We start from the raw sequence: 19,868 nt of genomic DNA on the forward strand, positions 1-19,868 counted from the left end.
GCTGCAATGCATTCGAAGCCCACACCGTCGGGGGAGGGACCACCCGGTGACCGACGAACGCCGCCGGGTGCGGCGCCACGAGCTCGCCGACGCGCCCACCGAGGAACTCGACCTCGACCGGTTGCGGTACTTCACGCAACCCGGTGAGGGCAAACCGATGACCCGACACCGCCGCCGACGCGCGATGCCGGAGGTGATCGAGCCCGCCGAAGCCGCCGGTACACCCGTCGAGCCTGCTGCGCCGATGCCGCCTGCGCCGGCTCCTTCTGCCCCGCCCTCTTCTGCCCCGCCCGCGCCGACGCCCGCACCCGACCAGCCGTTGCGGCTGTCCTCGGGCGAGTACAGCGATCCGCTGCGTACCGCGGTGCCGCATCGGCAACGGAAACGTCCCGCCCCGGCACCCCGCGCCGCAGCCGCGCGCACTGCCGCCACCCCGACCGCAGCCACCCCGACCGCAGCGGCTCCGGCAGCAGCATCCGCGACTGGATCGATGCCTGCGGCGTCGCGACCCGCCCCGACCGAGCCGCCCGTCGAGGCGCCGGATGCGGCCGGTGGCGGCGGCCGCCGACGAACTCACTTCCTCGACGACGACCGTGACGCACCGGATCGTCGTCGGCGCCCACGACGCACGAGCAACAAGGCGAGCAGAGCCGCCCGGCACACCCGCCGTCGCGTGGTGCTCGCCGTCGTCGGTGTCTGCCTGGTCGCGATGGTGGCCGCGGTCGGGTTGTTCGGGCTGCGGTCGATGGGTGTCTTCGAGAACAACAAGGACTACGACAACGCGGCGGGCACCTCCGATGTCATCGTGGACATCCCGCAGGACTCCACACTCATGGACTTCGGTCGCATCCTGGAAGACAACGACGTCGTCGGCAGTGTCAACGCGTTCGTGAAAGCGGCTGACGGGCAACCGATGTCGGGTGGCTTCTACAAACTGCGGACCCAGATCCCGGCGGCGACGGCGGTGGAGATGATGACCGACGGCAACGCGCATCGGGTCGGACGCATGGTGGTCCCGGAGGGACTGCAACTCGACAACAAGACCGGCATCGACGACAAGATCACCCCCGGCATCTTCCAGATGATCTCGGACGCGACATCGATCACCGTCAACGGTCAACAAACCGGGGCCAGCGTGGAGGCCCTCGAGAAGGCGGCCGCCGAGGACAGTCCGGAAGCCCTCGGTGTGCCGGAGTGGGCTCGTCCCACCGTCACCGAGCTGACCGGCGATCATCGCCGCATCGAAGGTCTCATCGCACCCGGCACGTGGGAGACGATCGATCCGCAGGACTCGCCGACCAAGATCCTGCACGACCTGATCGTCGCCAGTACCAACCGATTCGAGCAGTGGGGCTTGTTGGGGCAGACCAGCTCCGGGCTGACGCCCTACCAGACGCTCGTCGCGGCGTCGGTCGTCGAACGTGAGGTCGCCAGCGCAGACGATTACGCGAAGGTGGCTCGGGTCATCCTCAACCGCTTGGCGAAAGACCAACGGCTGGAAATGGATTCGACCGCGAACTACACGGCCGCGGTGACGAACATCGACGTGCACGGCGACAGCTACAAAGCCGACAACAAGTGGAACACCTACCGCAACCAGGGGTTGCCGATCACGCCGATCGGTGCGGTCGGACAGCGAGCGCTCGCCGCGACGGAGAATCCGACGTCCGGACGCTGGCTGTACTTCGTGACCATCGACCGGGAGGGCACCACACTGTTCGCGGACACCTTCGAACAGCATGTGCGCAACCGGGAGAAGGCATGTCAGAACGCGCTGCTGTCCACGGGGTGCAGCTGACCGCCATGGCCTCCACAGCTCGCCGGGCCGCGGTGCTCGGTTCACCGGTCGGTCATTCGCGCTCACCCGACCTGCATCGTGCGGCCTACCGTGCCCTCGGGTTGACCGACTGGACCTACGACCGGATCGAGTGCACCGCAGAGCAACTGCCCGTCGTGGTGGGCGACGCCGGAGAGGAGTTCGTCGGCTTCTCGGTGACCATGCCCGCCAAGAAGGCCGCACTGGCGTTCGCCGACGAACGCACCGCACGCGCCGAACTGGTCGGCTCGGCCAACACCCTGGTCCGCACCGCGGCAGGCTGGCGCGCCGACTGCACCGACATCGACGGGATCACCGGGGCTCTGGCGGAGGTCGGCGCGGATTCGACGGTCAACGCCTCCGCGGTGATGATCGGCGCGGGCGGCACGGCATTGCCGACGGTGGCCGCCCTGTCCGAGGCCGGGTACACCGAACTGGTCGTGGTCGCCCGCGACGAGGGGCGCGCGACCCCCGTGCTCGAACTCGCCCGCCGACTGGGGATGTCGTCGACGTTGCTGCCGTTCACCGCCGGGGGAGACCTCGATTCCGCATGCGCCGATGGTGGCGTGTTGATCTCCACGGTCCCCGCGGATGGCGCGGCAGGCCTCGTCGACTCGCTACGGCTTGCGCGCACGGTCATCGACGTGATCTACCACCCGTGGCCGACGCCGCTGGCCACTGCGGTCGAGTCCGCGGGCGGTCGGGTCGTCGGCGGTCTGGTGATGTTGCTCAACCAGGCATACAGCCAGGTCGAACAGTTCACCGGTCGCACTGCGCCGCGCGCCGCGATGGCGGCCGCGCTCGACGCGACGATCTGAGCGCCGTCTAGCAGGAACCGCCGGGATGGATGCGCAGGCATCCACAGGCCGGTCAGCGGTGCACAGGTGCCCGCGCACCGGCCGCGTACGTCGCCGGGCAGACCGCATCCTCGACCGATGACGACGTTCGCGTGCCCGATGTTCGTGGTGCCTGTCTGGTTGGCGGTCATCGCGATCACCGACCGGCGAACCGGTCGCATTCCGACCGCGCTGGTGTGGCCCGGTGTCGCGGCGGTGGCGGCATATGCCGCGGTCCACCCCGTCGTGGCGGTGGCCGCGTTCGTCACGGCCATGCCCTATCTGGGGGCCGCTTTGGCGCGCAGCTGTGGTGGTGGCGACGTGAAGCTCGCGTTCGCGGTCGGAGGTATCGTCGCTGATCCGGGTGTCTGCCTGTGCGTCGTCCTGCTGGCCGCGGTGCTGTCGCTGATCACCCACGCCGTCGGTGCGTCGGTACCGCGCGCCCGCCCGCACGGTCCGGCGCTGATCATCGCCACGATCTGTGGTTTGGCACTCACCTGAGCGGCGGGTCGAGGCGCTCGTTCGCGCTGCGACACAACATGGAACAATTGAGCACTGTGTTGCGCTGGATAACTGCCGGAGAATCCCACGGGCCGGCCCTGGTCGCCATCGTCGAGGGCATGATCGCCGGTGTCGAGATCACCTCGTCCGACATCGCCGAACAGCTCGCCCGTCGTCGTCTCGGCTACGGCCGCGGTGCGCGGATGAAATTCGAGGCCGACAAGATCACGCTGGTCGGCGGTCTGCGCCACGGCGTGTCGATGGGCGGCCCGATCGCGATCGAGATCGGCAACACCGAATGGCCCAAGTGGGAGACGGTCATGTCCGCCGACCCGGTGGATCCGGCCGAGCTCGAGGGCAGCGCCCGCAACGCCCCGCTGACGCGGCCACGCCCCGGGCACGCCGACTACTCCGGCATGCTCAAATACGGCTTCGACGACGCGCGCCCGGTCCTCGAGCGGGCGAGCGCCCGGGAGACCGCGGCTCGCGTCGCGGCGGGCACGGTGGCCCGCAACTTCCTGCGCCAGGTCTTCGGCATCGAGGTCGTCTCGCATGTCATCTCCATCGGCGCGAGCGAACCGTACGACGGTCCCGCGCCCCGCTCGAGCGATCTCGCGGCCATCGACGACAGTCCGGTCCGGGCCTTCGACGAGGCGGCCGAGAAGGCGATGATCGCCGAGATCGAGGCCGCCAAGAAGGACGGCGACACGCTCGGCGGTGTGGTCGAGGTGGTCGCCACCGGTGTGCCGGTGGGGCTCGGCTCCCACGTGAGCGGCGAGACGCGACTCGATGCCCGTCTCGCGGGCGCCCTCATGGGCATCCAGGCCATCAAGGGGGTGGAGGTCGGTGACGGCTTCACCACCGCCCGCCGTCGCGGCAGCCAGGCACACGACGAGATGGTTCCCGGCGCCGACGGCGTGCTCCGCTCGACGAACCGTGCGGGCGGACTCGAGGGCGGGATGACCAACGGCGAGGACGTGCGTGTGCGCGTCGCGATGAAGCCGATCTCCACCGTGCCGCGCGCATTGTCGACGGTGGACATGTCCACCGGTGAGGAAGCCGTGGCCATCCATCAGCGTTCGGACGTGTGCGCCGTGCCCGCAGCAGGCGTCGTCGCCGAGTCGATGGTGGCGTTGGTGCTGGCCCAGGCCGCGTTGGAGAAGTTCGGCGGCGACTCGGTGGCGGAGACCGCCGAGAACCTCGCCGGGTATCTCAAGCTCATCGACTCCCGTCCGCCGCACACCGCGTCATGAGTGCCGCGACATCGCCCCGCCGCCCGGCCGTGGTGCTGATCGGCTTCATGGGGGCCGGCAAGTCGACCGTCGGCAAGGTTCTGGCCGACCGGCTGGGCCTGGACTTCATCGACACCGACACCGAACTCGTCCGCCGAGAGGGCCGGGCGATCCCGGAGATCTTCACCACCGACGGCCCCGAACGCTTCCGGGAGATCGAACGCGATGTGGTGCTCGACGTGTTGCGTAACCACACCGGGATCGTCGCACTCGGTGGTGGCGCCGTGATGACGCCCGCCGTCGCCGACGGGCTGGCCGGCCACCGTGTCGTCTACCTGCAGATCACCGCCGACGACGGCTACGAGCGTGTCCGCGGTTCCGACCGGCCCCTGATCGCCGGTCCGGATCCGCACGAACGCTATCGCGAACTGCTCGCCGAACGTGATGAAACCTACCGGCGCACCGGCACTTTCGTGGTCGATGCGACCGCCGGAGACGCCGACGGGGTCGCCGACGTGATCCTCGCCGAACTCGCTCGTGAACTGGTACCGGAAAGGGCGCCGACCACATGACCGACCCCATCGCGATCACCGTGAACGCCGGATCGCCCTACGACGTGATCATCGGGCGGGGCCTGCTCGACGACGTGGCGACCGCGGCCCGTGGTGCCGACCGGGTGGCGATCCTCTACCAGCCGACGCTGGGCAAGACCGCAGAGCAGATCCGCGAGTTCTTGAGCGACAAGGGTTTCGACGCCCACCGCGTGGAGATCCCGGATGCCGAAGCAGGTAAGGACCTTTCCGTCGCCGCGTTCTGCTGGGACGTCTTCGGGCGGATCGGCCTCAAACGCAACGACAAGGTGATCAGCCTCGGCGGGGGAGCGGCCACCGATCTCGCCGGATTCGTGGCCGCCACCTGGATGCGCGGTATCGGCGTCATCCACATCCCGACGACGCTGCTCGCGATGGTCGACGCGGCGGTCGGAGGCAAGACCGGGATCAACACCGACGCGGGGAAGAACCTCGTCGGCTCCTTCCACGAACCCGATGCGGTGCTCATCGACACCGCGACTCTCGAGACCGTGCCGCGCAATGAGGTGGTGGCCGGGCTGGCCGAGGTGATCAAGACCGGCTTCATCGCCGATCCGGTCATCCTCGACATCATCGAGGCCGATCCGGAGAAGGCCGTGGATCCGGCGGGTTCGGTTCTGCCCGAATTGATCCGACGCTCGGTGCAGGTGAAGGCGGACGTGGTCTCGGCGGACCTGAAGGAATCGTCGCTACGCGAGATCCTCAACTACGGTCACACACTCGGCCATGCCATCGAGCGCCGGGAGCGCTATCGCTGGCGACACGGTGCCGCGGTGTCGGTGGGACTGGTGTTCGCCGCCGAGCTCGCCCGGTTGGCCGGCCGCCTCGACGATGCCACCGCCGATCGACATCGGACCGTCCTCGATCTCGTCGGTCTGCCCACGACGTACGACGCGGACGCACTGCCCGACCTCATGGAGGGGATGTCAGGCGACAAGAAGAACCGGTCCGGGGTGCTGCGCTTCGTGGTGCTCGACGGCCTGGCCAAGCCGGGGCGTCTCGAGGGACCCGATCCACAACTGATCGCCGCGGCCTATTCGGCCGTCGCGGGTGACGCGCCGAGCTCCACGGGCGGCGTACTGCTGTAGGGGATCGCCCTGTCCCGACCCTGCGGGTGCCTGCACCATGCGAACCGCCCCGAAGAGCAGACGCTCTCCGGGGCGGTTGTGTGTGAGTCCTACGGCGGAGCTCAGCTCGCGACGTGCTCGCCGTCGCGGTCGGGGTGCACCGACCAGTCGTCTTCGTTGGGCTGCGACTTGCGCTGATCGCGACGGACCAACCAACGTCCGATCGCGGCACCCACGAACGCGGGCACGAAGATCAGCAGCGCGGTGAAGGAGCCGCCGGCGAAGATCTCGATGAAGAAGCCGGACTCCCCGATGCCGGCGAAGACGAAGCGGCCCAGAATCCAGCAGATGAGACCGGCGACGACGCCGGCGAACACGCCTGCCTTGAGCCAGCGGACCGTCAGGTCCTGGTAGTCGTCGGGGTCCGGGTTCGACCGAGCGTCGCCCATGCCGTCGATACCGCCCCAGAGAACCGCCACGAGGACCACTGCCGCGATTGCGATCGTCTTCCAGACGGTCGAGTGCAGCGGGGCGTTGACCACCGCCACACCGAGCAGGACACGGGCGATGACGTGTACGGCGGTCATGAACGAACCGCGCAGCAACCACGAAGACATAGCGGATAGGGTACGCAACGGCGAACGTGTTCCAAAACACATCCCCATCCATCGGGATCCGATCGCGGTCGGCGGCGCACTTGTGAGGGGCGACCGGGCCGTCCTGGACTAGCGTGGAGGGATGCCTGCCGACCTGATCATCAGCGACCATCGCGCGCGCCGCGACCGGCTGCGCGCGCTGCTCGCCGACACCGACCGACCCGCCGAGGCGTTCGTCGTCAGCGACCTCGTCAACGTTCGCTACCTGACCGGTTTCACCGGCTCCAACGGTGCGGTCCTCGTCAGCGCCGACGACCCGTCCGCCGACCGCATCTGTACCGACGGGCGTTATCTGACCCAGGTGGCCGAGCAGGCCGGAGACCTCGAACCCGTCATCGCCCGTAACTGCCTCGCCGAACTCGCGGTCCGTGCTCGCGACAAGGGGGCCGCGACGATCGGCTTCGAGGCGGACGCGGTGACCGTTGCCGAGCATTCCGCCCTCGTCGACCGGCTGGCCGACGGCCAACGCGGTGCCGCGCCCACGTTGATCGCCCGGACCGGGCTCGTCCAGGGGCTGCGCGAGGTGAAGGACGACGGTGAGGTCGAACTGCTGCGTCGTGCGTGCGCGGTCGGCGACCAGGCATTGGCCGCCATCATCGACCGTGGCGTGATCGCGGCCGGGGCCACCGAACGTGAGGTCGCTCGGGCGCTGGAGTGGGAGATGTACGCGCGCGGTGCCGACGACATCGCGTTCGAGACGATCGTCGCTGCCGGTGCGAATTCGGCTGTGCCGCATCATCGTCCGACGGGCGCGGTGCTGGCCGACGGTGACTTCGTGAAGATCGACTTCGGTGCCGTGGTGGGGGGTTATCACTCCGACATGACCCGCACCTACGTGTTGTCGCGGGCCGCGGACTGGCAGCGCGAGATCTACGACCTCGTCGCGACCGCGCAGGCGGCGGGACGTGCGGCGCTGCGTCCCGGTGCCGACCTGCGTGGCATCGACGATGCGGCCCGGTCGGTGATCGTCGAGGCGGGGCACGGTGAGCACTACGTGCACGGCCTGGGGCACGGAGTCGGATTGCAGATCCACGAAGCGCCGGGGATCGGCGCGTCGGCGACGGGTACACTGCCATGCGGCGCAGCGGTGACCGTGGAACCCGGCGTCTACCTCCCCGGCCGAGGTGGCGTCAGGATCGAGGACACTCTCGTCGTCACCGGCCCGCAGACGGGCGGGGGCACGCCGGAACTGCTGACCGCCGCGGACAAGACATTCACCGTCATCTGACGGCAATCCACGACGTTAGGGAAGAGAACAAGCATGGCGACCACCGCCGATTTCAAGAACGGCCTCGTGCTGCGCATGGACGACCAGCTCTGGCAGATCCAGGAGTTCCAGCACGTGAAGCCCGGTAAGGGACCGGCCTTCGTGCGGACCAAGATCAAGAACGTGCTCAGCGGCAAGACCGTCGACAAGACGTTCAACGCGGGCGTCAAGGTGGAGACCGCCACCGTCGACCGTCGTGACATGACGTTCCTATACAACGACGGCACGGACTACGTGTTCATGGATGCGCAGGATTACGAGCAGTTCGCACTCGCCCCGGAGACCGTCGGTGACGGCGCTCGGTTCCTGCTGGAGAACATGACCGTCCAGGTCTCGCTCAACGAGGGCACCCCGCTGTTCGTGGAGCTTCCGGTCACCGTGGAACTCATCGTGTCGCAGACCGATCCGGGTCTGCAGGGCGACCGGTCCACCGGCGGGACCAAACCCGCCACCATGGAAACCGGTGCCGAGATCCAGGTGCCGCTGTTCATCAACACCGGCGACAAGCTGAAGGTCGACTCGCGCGACGGCAGCTACCTCGGCCGCGTCAACTCCTGATCGGCTCGGCGCGCACCCGTGAAGCAACCCGGTACCCGACACAAGGCCCGCCGCCGCGCGGTCGATCTGCTGTTCGAGGCTGAGGCCAAGAACGTCACCCCCGGACAACTCGTCACCGAACGCCGCGAATACGTTCGGTCCGACGAGAGCGTCGGTGCGATCCACGACTACACCGCGACCGTGATCGACGGACTGACCGCCGACATGCCCCAGATCGACGCCGTGGTGTCCTCGCATCTGAAGGGCTGGACGCTGCAGCGGCTGCCCGCGGTGGATCGTGCGATCCTGCGTCAGGCCACCTGGGAGTTGTTCAACGTGACCGACGTCGACACCGTGGTCATCGTCGACGAGGCGGTGGAACTCGCCAAGGAGCTCTCCACCGACGACTCGCCCGCATTCGTCAACGGTGTGCTGGCGCAGATCGCCGAACTCGCGCCGCAGGTGCGTGCCGCGGCCGCCGCCGAGGCGGGTGGCGGCGCCCGGCCACCGGCGGGTGACGCAGCCGACAGCGCCTCCGAGCAGGACTGACGTCACACCGAAACGGTTCGTGGTCGCCCGACCGGTCCGTGTAGAGTGACCGGCGGAAAGACATCCTTTAACGATCCGTCCTGCGAGGCGGAGAAGGAGGTCGGGCTGGCCATGCCCACCGACGATGTCCGGCCCAGGGGCCGGGTCCTGCTCGACGAGTCCGACGTCGCGCGAACCGTCGCCCGCGTCGCCCATGAGGTGATCGAGAAGACCGCCCTCGACGCGCCCGGCGCTGCGCGTGTGGTGATCATCGGAATCCCTACTCGCGGAACATATCTCGCGGCACGATTGGCTGCCAAGATCAACGATTTCGCGGATGTCGACGTCCCTGTCGGATATCTCGACATCACGCTCTACCGCGACGACCTGCGGGCAAAACCGCATCGGCCGCTGGAACGGACGGTGGTGCCGGCGGGCGGTGTCGACAACGCGGTGGTGATCCTCGTCGACGACGTGCTGTTCTCCGGTCGCACGGTGCGTGCGGCGCTCGACGCCCTGCGTGACCTGGGCCGGCCGGCCTCGGTGCAGCTGGCGGTGCTGGTCGACCGCGGACATCGCGAACTCCCGCTGCGCGCCGACTACGTGGGCAAGAACATCCCGACCTCTCGCGAAGAGAACGTCTCGGTGCATCTCGTCGAGCAGGACGGTATCGACGAGGTGGTGCTGACCCCGGCTCCCGATCCCGGCACGACGACCACGGAGGTCGGAGCCTGATGCGGCATCTGCTGTCGGCGCAGGACCTGACGCGCGACGAGGCCACCGAACTGCTCGACGAGGCCGAACGCTTCGAGCAGGCGCTCACCGGACGCGAGGTCCGGAAGCTGCCGACCCTGCGCGGCCGCACCGTCATGACCGTGTTCTACGAGAACTCCACCCGCACACGCGTCTCGTTCGAGGTCGCGGGCAAATGGATGAGCGCCGACGTCATCAATGTCAGCGCGTCGAGTTCGTCGGCGGGCAAGGGCGAGTCGTTGCGCGACACCGCCAAGACCCTGCACGCCGCCGGGGCGGATGCGCTGATCGTCCGGCATCCCGCCTCCGGTGCGGCACACCAGATCGCCGGCTGGACCGCCGACGAGAACGGTGACGGCCCGGCGGTCATCAACGCCGGCGACGGCACCCACGAACACCCGACTCAGGCGTTGCTCGACGCGTTGACACTGCGCCAGCGCCTCGGTTCGCTCGACGGACGCCGGATCGCCATCGTCGGCGACGTGTTGCACTCCCGGGTGGCGCGTTCCAACGCACACCTGTTGTCGACGCTGGGCGCCGAAGTGGTGCTGGTGGCCCCGCAGACGTTGCTGCCGGTCGGCGTCGAGGACTGGCCGGTCGTCACGTCGACCGATCTCGACGCGGAACTCGCGGCGGTGGACGCGGTGATGATGCTGCGCGTCCAGGCTGAGCGGATGAACGGCGGATTCTTCCCGAGTGCGCGTGAGTACTCGGTGCGCTACGGGCTCAATGACCGCCGCCTGGCGATGCTCGCCGACGAGGCGGTGGTGCTGCATCCGGGACCGATGTTGCGCGGCATGGAAATCGGGTACTCGGTGGCGGACTCGCCGCGCGCCACCGTGCTCGAGCAGGTTCGCAACGGCGTACACGTACGGATGGCCGTCCTGTTCCGCCTGCTCGTCGGTACGGACAGTTCGGGAGCACAGTGAGAGTGGAGATGCAGAAGTGAGTGCTGGTTCGGTCCTGATCACCGACGTCCGGCCCTACGGGGAGGGCGACCCGGTCGACGTTCTCGTCGTCGACGGTGAGATCGCCGAGATCGGCCCCGGACTGCGTGCGCCGGATGACGTCGACCGCGTCGTCGGGAACGGAGCCGTGCTGCTGCCCGGGTTCGTCGATCTGCACACGCACCTTCGTGAGCCGGGTCGTGAGGACACCGAGACCATTCGCACCGGTTCGGCCGCCGCCGCACTCGGCGGCTACACGGCTGTGTTCGCGATGGCCAACACCGATCCGGTCGCCGACAACTCCACCATCACCGACAACGTCTGGCGCACCGGTCGTGAGATCGGGCTCGTCGACGTCCATCCGGTCGGTGCGGTCACCGTCGGTCTGGGCGGTACCCAACTCGCCGAGATGGGCATGATGGCCGCGGGCGCGGCGCAGGTGCGGATGTTCAGCGACGACGGCAAGTGCGTCGACGATCCGCTGCTGATGCGCCGCGCGCTGGAGTACGCGAAGAGCCTGGACGTGCTGATCGCCCAGCATGCCGAGGAGCCGCGTCTCACCGTCGGCGCCGTGGCCCACGAGGGCGCGGTCGCCTCGCGACTCGGGCTGGCCGGTTGGCCCCGCGCCGCCGAGGAATCGATCGTGATCCGCGACGCTCTGCTCGCCCGCGATGCGGGTACCCGGGTGCACATCTGTCATGCCTCCACCGAGGGGACGGTGGAATTGCTGCGCTGGGCACGCGAGCAGGGCATCTCGATCAGCGCGGAGGTGACGCCGCATCACCTGATGCTCGACGACACGCGATTGTTGGGCGCCGGGAGCGAAGCGAGCGGGCCCGGTGTGGTGGGCGCCGGGAGCGAAGCGAGCGGGCCCGGTGTGGTGGGCGCCGGGAGCGAAGCGAGCGGGCCCGGTGTGGTGGGCGCCGGGAGCGAAGCGAGCGGGCCCGGTGTGGTGGGCGCCGGGAGCGAAGCGAGCGGGCCCGGTGTGGTGGGCGCCGGGAGCGAAGCGAGCGGGCCCGGTGTGGTGGGCGCCGGGAGCGAGGCGAGTGGGCCCGGCACCGGAGCGTACGACCCGGTCAACAAGGTGAACCCGCCGCTGCGCGAGCGCCGCGACAACCTCGCGCTGCGCCAGGCGCTGGCCGACGGTGTGATCGACTGTGTTGCCACCGACCACGCCCCGCACGCCGCGCAGGACAAGGCGTGTGAGTTCGCGCAGGCCCGACCCGGCATGCTCGGCCTGCAGACGGCCCTGGGTGTGGTCGTCGAGACGATGGTGCGCTCGGGTCTGCTCGACTGGCGCGGCGTCGCACGGGTGATGAGTGAGCGTCCGGCACAGATCGTCGGCCTCACCGACCAGGGACGACCGATCGCGGTCGGAGAGCCCGCCAATCTGGCCCTGATCGATCCGGACACCTCGTGGGTCGTCGAGCCCGACGAGTTGGCGAGCCTGTCCGCGAACACTCCGTATGCGGCGTTGACCATGCCTGCGACGGTCACCACGACGGTCCTGCGCGGGATCGTCACCGCGCGCGACGGTGAGGTGACCAGATGAGCGGTTTCGAGCTCGTCGTGCTGTTGGTCGTGATCGTGGTGTGGCTCGGCTTGAGCGCACTCGTGCTGCGCGGCTGGCGCAGACGAGGTCGACGTCAGGCCGAACTGATCGGCACACCCCCCGCCGTTCCGGACGATCTGCCCGCCCCGACGCACGGCCCGGACTCCGGCCTGTACGTCGGCAGCACGATCGCGCCGAGTTGGCAGAACCGCGTGGCGGTGGGCGACTTCGGGGATCGGGCCGCCGCCGCGATCTCCTCCTATCCCGACGGGATCCTGATCGACCGCAAGGGTGCTTCCGGCATCTGGATTCCGCGGTCGTCGATCACCGCCGTGCGCACCGAGCGTGGGCTGGCGGGCAAGGTGATGACCGCCGACGGGGTGCTGGTGATCCGCTGGGTCCTGCCCAGCGGCACCGAGATCGACTCGGGGCTGCGCGCCGACGACAAGACCGTGTACCCGGAATGGATCGCCGAGGACCCGGATGAAGAGCAGAGGAAAGAGTGATGAGCACAGCAGTTCTGGTGCTGGAGAACGGCCAGGTCTTCCGCGGTGTGCCGTACGGGGCCGTTGGCGAGACCCTCGGTGAGGCGGTCTTCTGCACCGCGATGACCGGGTATCAGGAAACCCTGACGGACCCGAGCTATCACCGCCAGATCGTGGTGGCCACTGCGCCGCAGATCGGCAACACCGGTTGGAACGACGAGGACGACGAGAGCCACGGCGGCAAGATCTGGGTGGCCGGGTACGCCGTGCGCAACCCGACCCGACGAGTCTCGAACTGGCGCGCGACCACCTCGCTGGAGGAGGAGCTGCAGCGACAGGGCGTCGTGGGTATCGCGGGGATCGACACCCGGACAGTGGTGCGGGTGCTGCGTGACCACGGTTCCATGCGTGCCGGGGTGTTCTCGGGTGCGTCGGTTGCTTCCGACGACGAGCTGGTGGCGCGGGTGCGTGAGCAACCGGAGATGAAGGGCGCCAACCTGGCAGGCGAGGTGACCACCGACGCCGGCTATGTGGTGGAACCCGAGTCGGATGTCCGGTTCACGGTCGCCGCGATCGATCTCGGTATCAAGACGAACACTCCGCGGATGTTCGCCCAGCGAGGCATCCGGGTGCACGTGCTGCCCTCGACGATCGGCCTCGACGCACTCACCGACCTGCACCCGGACGGGGTGTTCCTGTCCAACGGGCCCGGCGACCCGGCGACCGCGGACGCGATGGTGGAGCTGACGCGTGGCGTGCTCGGCGAGGGCCTGCCACTGTTCGGCATCTGCTTCGGCAACCAGATCCTGGGCCGGGCGCTCGGCCGCGGCACCTACAAGATGAAGTTCGGGCACCGGGGGATCAACATCCCCGTCATCGACCACGCGACCGGTGCGGTGTCGATCACCGCCCAGAACCACGGGTTCGCTCTCGAGGGCGAGGCCGGCGAGGAGTTCGACACCGACTTCGGGCGGGCGCGCGTGAGTCACGTGTGCGCCAACGACGGTGTCGTCGAGGGAGTGGAACTGCTGTCCGGGCAGGCGTTCTCGGTGCAGTACCACCCGGAGGCGGCCGCCGGTCCACACGACGCCGCTTATCTGTTCGACAAGTTCGTCACCCGACTCGAGGGTGACCGTGCGCAAGGAACGAGGGCCTGATGCCGCGCCGCACAGACATCTCGCACGTCCTGGTGATCGGGTCCGGCCCGATCGTCATCGGCCAGGCATGCGAGTTCGATTACTCCGGAACCCAGGCCTGCCGGGTGCTCAAGTCCGAGGGACTGCGGGTCAGCCTGGTCAACTCGAACCCGGCCACCATCATGACCGACCCCGAGTTCGCCGACGCCACCTACATCGAGCCGATCACCGCCGAGTACGTGGAGAAGGTCATCGAGGCCGAACGCGACGCAGGCCATCCGATCGACGCGGTGCTGGCCACCCTCGGCGGCCAGACCGCGCTGAACACGGCTGTGGCGCTGCACGATCGGGGCTCGCTGGAGAAGTACGGCGTGGAACTCATCGGCGCCGACTTCGACGCGATCCAGCGTGGTGAGGACCGGCAGATGTTCAAGGACATCGTCGCCAAGGTGGGTGGCGAGAGCGCCCGCTCACGGGTCTGTCACACTATGGACGAGGTTCGCGACACCGTCGCCGAACTCGGCTACCCGGTCGTGGTGCGGCCGTCGTTCACCATGGGCGGGCTCGGCTCGGGCATGGCGTACGACGAGACCGACCTCGAGCGCATCGCCGGCGGCGGGCTGGCGGCCTCGCCGACGGCCAACGTGCTGATCGAGGAGTCGATCCTCGGGTGGAAGGAATACGAACTCGAGCTGATGCGTGACAACCGCGACAACGTCGTGGTGGTCTGCTCCATCGAGAACCTCGACCCGGTCGGTGTGCACACCGGCGACTCCGTGACGGTCGCGCCTGCGATGACCCTGACCGACCGCGAATACCAGATCATGCGTGATCTCTCCATCGCGATCCTGCGTGAGGTCGGCGTGGACACCGGTGGCTGCAACATCCAGTTCGCCCAGGATCCGCGTGACGGGCGACTCGTCGTCATCGAGATGAATCCCCGCGTGTCGCGGTCGTCGGCGCTGGCGTCCAAGGCGACCGGATTCCCGATCGCCAAGATCGCCGCGAAACTGGCGATCGGCTACAGCCTCGACGAGATCACCAACGACATCACGAAGGAGACGCCCGCCTGTTTCGAGCCGACGCTCGACTACGTGGTCGTGAAGGCGCCGCGGTTCGCGTTCGAGAAGTTCCCCGGCGCCGACGACACGCTCACCACCACGATGAAGTCGGTGGGCGAGGCGATGAGCCTGGGGCGTAGCTTCGCCGAAGCGCTGGGCAAGGTGATGCGGTCGTTGGAGACCAAGGCTGCCGGATTCTGGACCGAACCCGATCGTCCCGACCCGGCCACCGTCGATCTCGACGAGCTGCTCGAGTCGCTGCGGACGCCCAAGGACGGTCGTCTGTACAACCTGATGTTGGCCTTCGACGCCGGTGCCACCCTGGAACAGATCCACGAGGCGACGGCGATCGATCCGTGGTTCCTCGCCGAGATCGGTGGGATCGCGGCACTCGGCGGTCAGGTCCGCGACGCCGATCGGCTCGACGAAGATCTGCTCCGGCAGGCCAAGTCCTCGGGCTTCTCCGACAAACAGATCGCCGCGCTGCGCAGCGATTTCGTCGACGAGGCCGCTGTGCGCGAGTTCCGGCTGGGGCTCGGGGTCCATCCCGTCTACAAGACGGTGGACACCTGCGCCGCGGAGTTCGAGGCACGCACGCCCTACCACTACTCCAGCTACGAGCTCGATCCGGCGGCGACCAGTGAGGTTGCGCCGCAACCGGATCGGCCCAAGGTGCTGATCCTCGGGTCGGGACCCAACCGCATCGGGCAGGGCATCGAGTTCGACTACTCGTGTGTCCATGCGGCACTCACCCTGTCCGAGGCCGGGTACGAGACGGTGATGGTCAACTGCAACCCGGAGACCGTCTCCACCGACTACGACACCGCCGATCGCCTGTACTTCGAGCCGTTGACGTTCGAGGACGTCCTCGAGGTCTATCGCGCCGAATCCGAGTCGGGCACGGTCGCCGGGGTGATCGTGCAGCTCGGCGGTCAGACGCCGCTGGGCCTCGCCGATCGGCTGTCGGAGGCCGGGGTGCCCATCGTCGGGACCAGCCCGGAGGCCATCAACCTGGCCGAGGATCGTGGCGAGTTCGGCAAGGTGCTCACCGCCGCCGGCCTGCCGGCGCCCGCGTTCGGCACCGCGACCAGTTTCGACGAGGCACGCGAGACCGCCGCCCGGATCGGCTACCCGGTTCTCGTGCGTCCGTCCTACGTGCTCGGCGGACGCGGCATGGAGATCGTGTACGACGAGCCCTCGCTGGCCGATTACATCTCTCGTGCAACCGAACTCACACCCGACCACCCGGTGCTGGTCGACCGATTCCTCGAGGATGCGGTGGAGATCGACGTCGACGCCCTCTGCGACGGCGACGAGGTCTACATCGGCGGCGTGATGGAACACATCGAGGAGGCCGGTATCCACTCCGGTGACTCGGCGTGCGCTCTGCCGCCGGTCACCCTCGGTCGCTCCGACATCGCGATGGTGCGGGCCTCCACCGAGGCATTGGCCAAGGGCATCGGTGTACACGGACTGCTCAACGTCCAGTACGCGCTCAAAGACGACATCCTCTATGTGCTGGAGGCGAATCCGCGTGCGAGTCGCACCGTGCCGTTCGTGTCGAAGGCCAGTGCGGTGTCCCTCGCCAAGGCATGCGCCCGGGTGATGCTCGGTGCGTCGATCGCCGAGCTGCGCGAGCAGGGGTTGCTCAAACCGACCGGTGACGGCGCGGATGCGCCGTCGGACGCGCCGATCGCGGTGAAGGAGGCGGTCCTGCCGTTCAACCGGTTCCGCCGCCACGACGGCAGCGGGGTCGATTCTCTGCTGTCGCCGGAGATGAAGTCCACCGGCGAGGTGATGGGCATCGACGCCGACTTCGGACGTGCGTTCGCCAAGTCGCAGACCGCCGCGTACGGCTCACTGCCGACCTCCGGCGCGGTGTTCGTGTCGGTGGCCAACAAGGACAAGCGGGCGCTGATCTTCCCTGTCAAGCACCTGGCCGACCTGGGGTTCGAGATCCTGGCCACCGAGGGAACCGCAGACGTGTTGCGGCGCAACGGTATCGACTGCCTTACCGTCCGCAAGCACTCCGAGGCGGCAGCAGGCGAGCGCAACATCGTCGACATCATCAAGGCCGGCGAGGTGGCGATGGTGATCAACACGCCGTACGGCAACTCCGGACCACGCGTCGACGGCTACGAGATCCGCAGCGCTGCGGTGTCGGTCAACATCCCGTGCATCACCACGGTGCAGGGGGCGAGTGCGGCGGTGCAGGGTATCGAGGCCGCGATCAACGGCGAGATGGACGTGGAGTCCATCCAACGTCGCCACGCGGTGCTGATCGCGGGCCGACGATGAGCACGCCCGCGCCGGCCGGATTCGACTCCCACCTCCGACATGCGGTGGGGGAGCGCGGACGGTTGTGCGCGGGTGTCGATCCGCACACCGAGTTGCTCGAGCAGTGGGGATTGCCGGTCACGGCCGACGGTCTCGCCCGGTTCGCGGACATCTGCGTGGAGGCGCTCGGTCCGGTCGCCGCGGTGATCAAGCCGCAGGTGGCGTTCTTCGAGGTCTTCGGTGCGGCCGGGTTCGCGGTGCTCGAACGGGTGATCACCGGCTGCCAGGAGGCCGGTGCACTGGTGCTCGCCGACGCGAAACGCGGCGACATCGGCTCGACCATGGCGGCGTATGCCACCGCCTGGCTCGACGACTCCTCGCCGCTGTGCGCCGACGCCGTCACCGTCTCGCCGTACCTGGGGTTCGGCTCGCTCGCGCCTGCCGTCGACGCGGCCCGGGCGGGCGAGCGCTGTCTGTTCGTCCTGGCCCGCACCTCGAACCCGGAGGGCGCCGCCGTGCAGCTCGCCGACTCGGGTGGGCGTCCGGTAGGGCAGTCCATCGTCGACGCCGCGGCCGCGGAGAACGCCGACGGAACCGGGACCGTAGGCCTCGTCGTCGGTGCGACGCGAGCGCACGGACTGGATCTGTCGCGACTGGACGGCCCGATCCTGGCGCCCGGCCTCGGAGCCCAGGGTGCGACGGCCCGCGAGCTTCCGGAGGTGTTCGCCGGTGCGGACACCACACGGGTGTTGCCGTCGAGCAGCCGGGGAGTGTTGCGTGCCGGGCCCGATGTCGCGACGCTGCGTGCCGCATGCGTACAGGCCCGTGACGAGGTCGAGGCGGCCTTCGGCGGATAGGTCGCCCTGTCGTGCTCGCGATCGTGCATTCGTCCCCGCAGTGGGCCCGCCGGCGCGCGTGCGGTGCGGCCCGCGCCTGCGGTGCGGCCCCACGTGCGATCGCCTGCTGCGACACGCGCGAGGGCAAACCTCATTCCGCCAATTTCCGGGTCACCACTCCCGTCACACCCGTATCAGCCCTGGCAGATGCGGGTTTTGCGGTGCGTCGGGGGTGAACCCGTCCCGACCTGCCTGCGGACTGTGTGTGACCTGGGGTTTCTCGGCAAAACAGGTAGTCAACGCGCTGTCGCCGACGACGGTCGGCACGATGGTCGCGACGGGTGGGTGGCGGCACGCTACAGCACCGCGTCGCGGCGAATTCGCAGGGGTGGCGCTCGCAAATGCCTGCTCACGTGAGTACGGTCGCTTTCGCCGCATCATTCGGCGGCGGTGGCCGGATTGCGCCACCCGCCATCAGGCACCGCAAGGCGACTGATGACAGTCCAATCGAAGAACGAAAGACGGAGGAACCCCGTGGCCCTTCCCCAGTTGACAGACGAGCAGCGCGCTGCCGCGTTGGAGAAGGCAGCTGCCGCTCGGCGGGCCCGCGCCGAGCTCAAGGAGCGCCTGAAGCGCGGCGGCACCGACCTCAAGCAGGTCCTCAAGGACGCCGAGAACGACGAGATCCTGGGCAAGATGAAGGTCTCGGCCCTGCTCGAGGCACTGCCGAAGGTCGGCAAGGTCAAGGCTCAGGAGATCATGACCGAGCTGGAGATCGCCCCGACCCGCCGTCTGCGCGGCCTCGGCGACCGTCAGCGCAAGGCGCTGCTCGAGAAGTTCAGCTCCTGACCGAGCAGTCCTCACGCGCGAGGGGCCGACTGGTGGTACTGGTCGGCCCCTCTGCCGTGGGTAAGTCGACGGTCGTGGCCAAGGTCCGCGAGTTGCTGCCCTCCTTGCACTTCAGCGTGTCCGCGACCACTCGGGATCCGCGCCCGGGCGAGGTCGACGGACGCGACTACCACTTCGTCAGCGGAGCGGAGTTCGATCGCATGATCGCCGACGACGCACTGTTGGAGTGGGCGGAGATCCACGGCGGCCTGCAGCGATCGGGCACTCCACGCCGGCCGGTCGTCGACGCGCTCGAACGCGGCGAGCCGGTTCTCGTGGAGGTCGACCTGGTCGGGGCGCGCAACGTGGTGCGACGCCTGCCGGAGGCGATCAGCGTCTTCTTGGCGCCGCCGAGCTGGGATGAACTGGTCTCCCGGTTGACCGGCCGAGGCACCGAGACCCCCGAGGCCGTGGCACGCCGGCTGGAGACCGCGCGCACCGAGATGGCCGCGCGTGACGAGTTCGACCACGTGCTCGTGAACAGCGAAGTCGACCAGGTGGCCTCGGAGTTGGTATCCTTGCTGGTCGGGCCCGACGAGCGACCCGTGGCCGAAGACTTTTCCCACCGAGCACAGTGATGCAGGAGTTTGTGTGAGCACCCAGACGAATTTCGATGTTTCCGAGATCGCCGACGCACCGGCGTATGACACCCCGTTGGGAATCACCAACCCGCCGATCGACGAACTCCTCGAGCGTGCGTCGTCGAAGTACGCGCTGGTGATCTACGCGGCGAAGCGTGCGCGGCAGATCAACGACTACTACAACCAGCTCGGCGACGGCATCCTCGAATACGTCGGCCCGCTCGTCGAGCCGGGTCTGCAAGAGAAGCCGCTGTCGATCGCCATGCGCGAGATCCACTCCGATCTTCTCGAGCACACCGAAGGCGAATAGAGACCCCGGGCG

The 19,868-nt window shown here is 68.5% G+C and carries 20 protein-coding genes; 19 read left to right on the plus strand and 1 reads right to left on the minus strand.

Going from position 1 to position 19,868, the window contains the following annotated elements:
• Positions 1–46 precede the first annotated feature (46 nt).
• From AAFP35_RS10435 to aroB, 6 genes are all read left to right on the plus strand, one after another.
• On the plus strand, positions 47–1,798 hold the full coding sequence (locus AAFP35_RS10435; protein WP_419221492.1) for an endolytic transglycosylase MltG: 1,752 nt from the start codon (positions 47–49) through the stop codon (positions 1,796–1,798).
• Positions 1,762–2,634 (plus strand): shikimate dehydrogenase, encoded by an 873-nt coding sequence (locus tag AAFP35_RS10440; RefSeq protein ID WP_419221493.1) that lies wholly within the window; start codon positions 1,762–1,764, stop codon positions 2,632–2,634. Before AAFP35_RS10435 ends, AAFP35_RS10440 begins: the two co-directional genes overlap by 37 nt.
• 117 nt (positions 2,635–2,751) lie before the next feature.
• Positions 2,752–3,153: a prepilin peptidase gene (locus tag AAFP35_RS10445; protein ID WP_419221494.1), complete on the plus strand. Its 402-nt coding sequence runs from the start codon at positions 2,752–2,754 to the stop codon at positions 3,151–3,153.
• Positions 3,154–3,191: 38 nt separating this feature from the next.
• Complete coding sequence (gene aroC, locus AAFP35_RS10450) at positions 3,192–4,406, plus strand: chorismate synthase (RefSeq protein WP_419221495.1); 1,215 nt, start codon at positions 3,192–3,194, stop codon at positions 4,404–4,406.
• The gene (locus tag AAFP35_RS10455) at positions 4,403–4,957 is read left to right on the plus strand and encodes a shikimate kinase (protein ID WP_419221496.1); all 555 of its coding nucleotides are present in this window, start codon (positions 4,403–4,405) and stop codon (positions 4,955–4,957) included. Before aroC ends, AAFP35_RS10455 begins: the two co-directional genes overlap by 4 nt.
• Positions 4,954–6,063 (plus strand): 3-dehydroquinate synthase, encoded by a 1,110-nt coding sequence (gene aroB / locus AAFP35_RS10460; RefSeq protein ID WP_419221497.1) that lies wholly within the window; start codon positions 4,954–4,956, stop codon positions 6,061–6,063. Before AAFP35_RS10455 ends, aroB begins: the two co-directional genes overlap by 4 nt.
• Before the next feature lie 101 nt (positions 6,064–6,164).
• Here aroB and AAFP35_RS10465 read toward each other — a convergent pair whose 3' ends face one another.
• A complete protein-coding gene (locus tag AAFP35_RS10465; RefSeq protein ID WP_419221498.1) occupies positions 6,165–6,659 on the minus strand; it encodes a B-4DMT family transporter in 495 nt (164 codons plus the stop codon).
• A 121-nt stretch (positions 6,660–6,780) separates the two neighbouring features.
• Between AAFP35_RS10465 and AAFP35_RS10470 the strand changes: the two genes are divergently transcribed.
• The 13 genes from AAFP35_RS10470 (at position 6,781) to rpoZ (ending at position 19,856) form a co-directional block, all read left to right on the plus strand.
• On the plus strand, positions 6,781–7,926 hold the full coding sequence (locus AAFP35_RS10470; protein ID WP_419221499.1) for an aminopeptidase P family protein: 1,146 nt from the start codon (positions 6,781–6,783) through the stop codon (positions 7,924–7,926).
• 33 nt (positions 7,927–7,959) lie between these two features.
• Entirely contained in the window at positions 7,960–8,523 is a 564-nt protein-coding gene (gene efp / locus AAFP35_RS10475; RefSeq protein ID WP_419221500.1) for an elongation factor P, read from the plus strand.
• Between the two features lie 18 nt (positions 8,524–8,541).
• The gene (nusB, locus tag AAFP35_RS10480) at positions 8,542–9,051 is read left to right on the plus strand and encodes a transcription antitermination factor NusB (protein ID WP_419221501.1); all 510 of its coding nucleotides are present in this window, start codon (positions 8,542–8,544) and stop codon (positions 9,049–9,051) included.
• Positions 9,052–9,162: 111 nt separating this feature from the next.
• Entirely contained in the window at positions 9,163–9,765 is a 603-nt protein-coding gene (gene pyrR, locus AAFP35_RS10485) for a bifunctional pyr operon transcriptional regulator/uracil phosphoribosyltransferase PyrR (protein ID WP_419221502.1), read from the plus strand.
• On the plus strand, positions 9,765–10,712 hold the full coding sequence (locus AAFP35_RS10490) for an aspartate carbamoyltransferase catalytic subunit (RefSeq protein WP_419221503.1): 948 nt from the start codon (positions 9,765–9,767) through the stop codon (positions 10,710–10,712). The genes pyrR and AAFP35_RS10490 overlap by 1 nt, the downstream gene beginning before the upstream one ends.
• Before the next feature lie 16 nt (positions 10,713–10,728).
• Entirely contained in the window at positions 10,729–12,282 is a 1,554-nt protein-coding gene (locus AAFP35_RS10495; protein ID WP_419221504.1) for a dihydroorotase, read from the plus strand.
• Positions 12,279–12,788: a transporter gene (locus AAFP35_RS10500; RefSeq protein ID WP_419221505.1), complete on the plus strand. Its 510-nt coding sequence runs from the start codon at positions 12,279–12,281 to the stop codon at positions 12,786–12,788. Before AAFP35_RS10495 ends, AAFP35_RS10500 begins: the two co-directional genes overlap by 4 nt.
• On the plus strand, positions 12,788–13,924 hold the full coding sequence (gene carA, locus AAFP35_RS10505; protein ID WP_419221506.1) for a glutamine-hydrolyzing carbamoyl-phosphate synthase small subunit: 1,137 nt from the start codon (positions 12,788–12,790) through the stop codon (positions 13,922–13,924). Before AAFP35_RS10500 ends, carA begins: the two co-directional genes overlap by 1 nt.
• The gene (carB, locus tag AAFP35_RS10510; RefSeq protein ID WP_419221507.1) at positions 13,924–17,262 is read left to right on the plus strand and encodes a carbamoyl-phosphate synthase large subunit; all 3,339 of its coding nucleotides are present in this window, start codon (positions 13,924–13,926) and stop codon (positions 17,260–17,262) included. The genes carA and carB overlap by 1 nt, the downstream gene beginning before the upstream one ends.
• Entirely contained in the window at positions 17,259–18,098 is an 840-nt protein-coding gene (gene pyrF, locus AAFP35_RS10515) for an orotidine-5'-phosphate decarboxylase (protein WP_419221508.1), read from the plus strand. The genes carB and pyrF overlap by 4 nt, the downstream gene beginning before the upstream one ends.
• 513 nt (positions 18,099–18,611) lie before the next feature.
• Complete coding sequence (mihF, locus tag AAFP35_RS10520; protein ID WP_012834141.1) at positions 18,612–18,926, plus strand: integration host factor, actinobacterial type; 315 nt, start codon at positions 18,612–18,614, stop codon at positions 18,924–18,926.
• A 32-nt stretch (positions 18,927–18,958) separates the two neighbouring features.
• Positions 18,959–19,543, plus strand: a complete 585-nt coding sequence (gene gmk, locus AAFP35_RS10525) for a guanylate kinase (protein WP_419221509.1) — start codon at positions 18,959–18,961, stop codon at positions 19,541–19,543.
• Positions 19,544–19,556: 13 nt separating this feature from the next.
• Positions 19,557–19,856 carry a DNA-directed RNA polymerase subunit omega gene (gene rpoZ, locus AAFP35_RS10530; protein ID WP_419221510.1) on the plus strand — a complete coding sequence of 100 codons (300 nt, stop codon included), beginning with the start codon at positions 19,557–19,559 and terminating at the stop codon, positions 19,854–19,856.
• Positions 19,857–19,868: the final 12 nt, after the last annotated feature.

The organism is Gordonia sp. CPCC 206044 (genome assembly GCF_048537895.1).
GTDB lineage: Bacteria > Actinomycetota > Actinomycetes > Mycobacteriales > Mycobacteriaceae > Gordonia.

What these genes read in the sequence shown, in the direction of transcription:
- AAFP35_RS10440 (WP_419221493.1), top strand. Translation starts at nt 1,762, where the DNA reads ATGTCAGAACGCGCTGCTGTCCACGGGGTGCAGCTGACCGCCATGGCC.
- AAFP35_RS10445 (WP_419221494.1), top strand. Translation starts at nt 2,752, where the DNA reads ATGACGACGTTCGCGTGCCCGATGTTCGTGGTGCCTGTCTGGTTGGCG.
- aroC (WP_419221495.1), top strand. Translation starts at nt 3,192, where the DNA reads ATGGAACAATTGAGCACTGTGTTGCGCTGGATAACTGCCGGAGAATCC.
- AAFP35_RS10455 (WP_419221496.1), top strand. Translation starts at nt 4,403, where the DNA reads ATGAGTGCCGCGACATCGCCCCGCCGCCCGGCCGTGGTGCTGATCGGC.
- aroB (WP_419221497.1), top strand. Translation starts at nt 4,954, where the DNA reads ATGACCGACCCCATCGCGATCACCGTGAACGCCGGATCGCCCTACGAC.
- AAFP35_RS10465 (WP_419221498.1), bottom strand. Translation starts at nt 6,659, where the DNA reads ATGTCTTCGTGGTTGCTGCGCGGTTCGTTCATGACCGCCGTACACGTC.
- AAFP35_RS10470 (WP_419221499.1), top strand. Translation starts at nt 6,781, where the DNA reads ATGCCTGCCGACCTGATCATCAGCGACCATCGCGCGCGCCGCGACCGG.
- efp (WP_419221500.1), top strand. Translation starts at nt 7,960, where the DNA reads ATGGCGACCACCGCCGATTTCAAGAACGGCCTCGTGCTGCGCATGGAC.
- pyrR (WP_419221502.1), top strand. Translation starts at nt 9,163, where the DNA reads ATGCCCACCGACGATGTCCGGCCCAGGGGCCGGGTCCTGCTCGACGAG.
- AAFP35_RS10490 (WP_419221503.1), top strand. Translation starts at nt 9,765, where the DNA reads ATGCGGCATCTGCTGTCGGCGCAGGACCTGACGCGCGACGAGGCCACC.
- AAFP35_RS10500 (WP_419221505.1), top strand. Translation starts at nt 12,279, where the DNA reads ATGAGCGGTTTCGAGCTCGTCGTGCTGTTGGTCGTGATCGTGGTGTGG.
- carA (WP_419221506.1), top strand. Translation starts at nt 12,788, where the DNA reads ATGAGCACAGCAGTTCTGGTGCTGGAGAACGGCCAGGTCTTCCGCGGT.
- carB (WP_419221507.1), top strand. Translation starts at nt 13,924, where the DNA reads ATGCCGCGCCGCACAGACATCTCGCACGTCCTGGTGATCGGGTCCGGC.
- pyrF (WP_419221508.1), top strand. Translation starts at nt 17,259, where the DNA reads ATGAGCACGCCCGCGCCGGCCGGATTCGACTCCCACCTCCGACATGCG.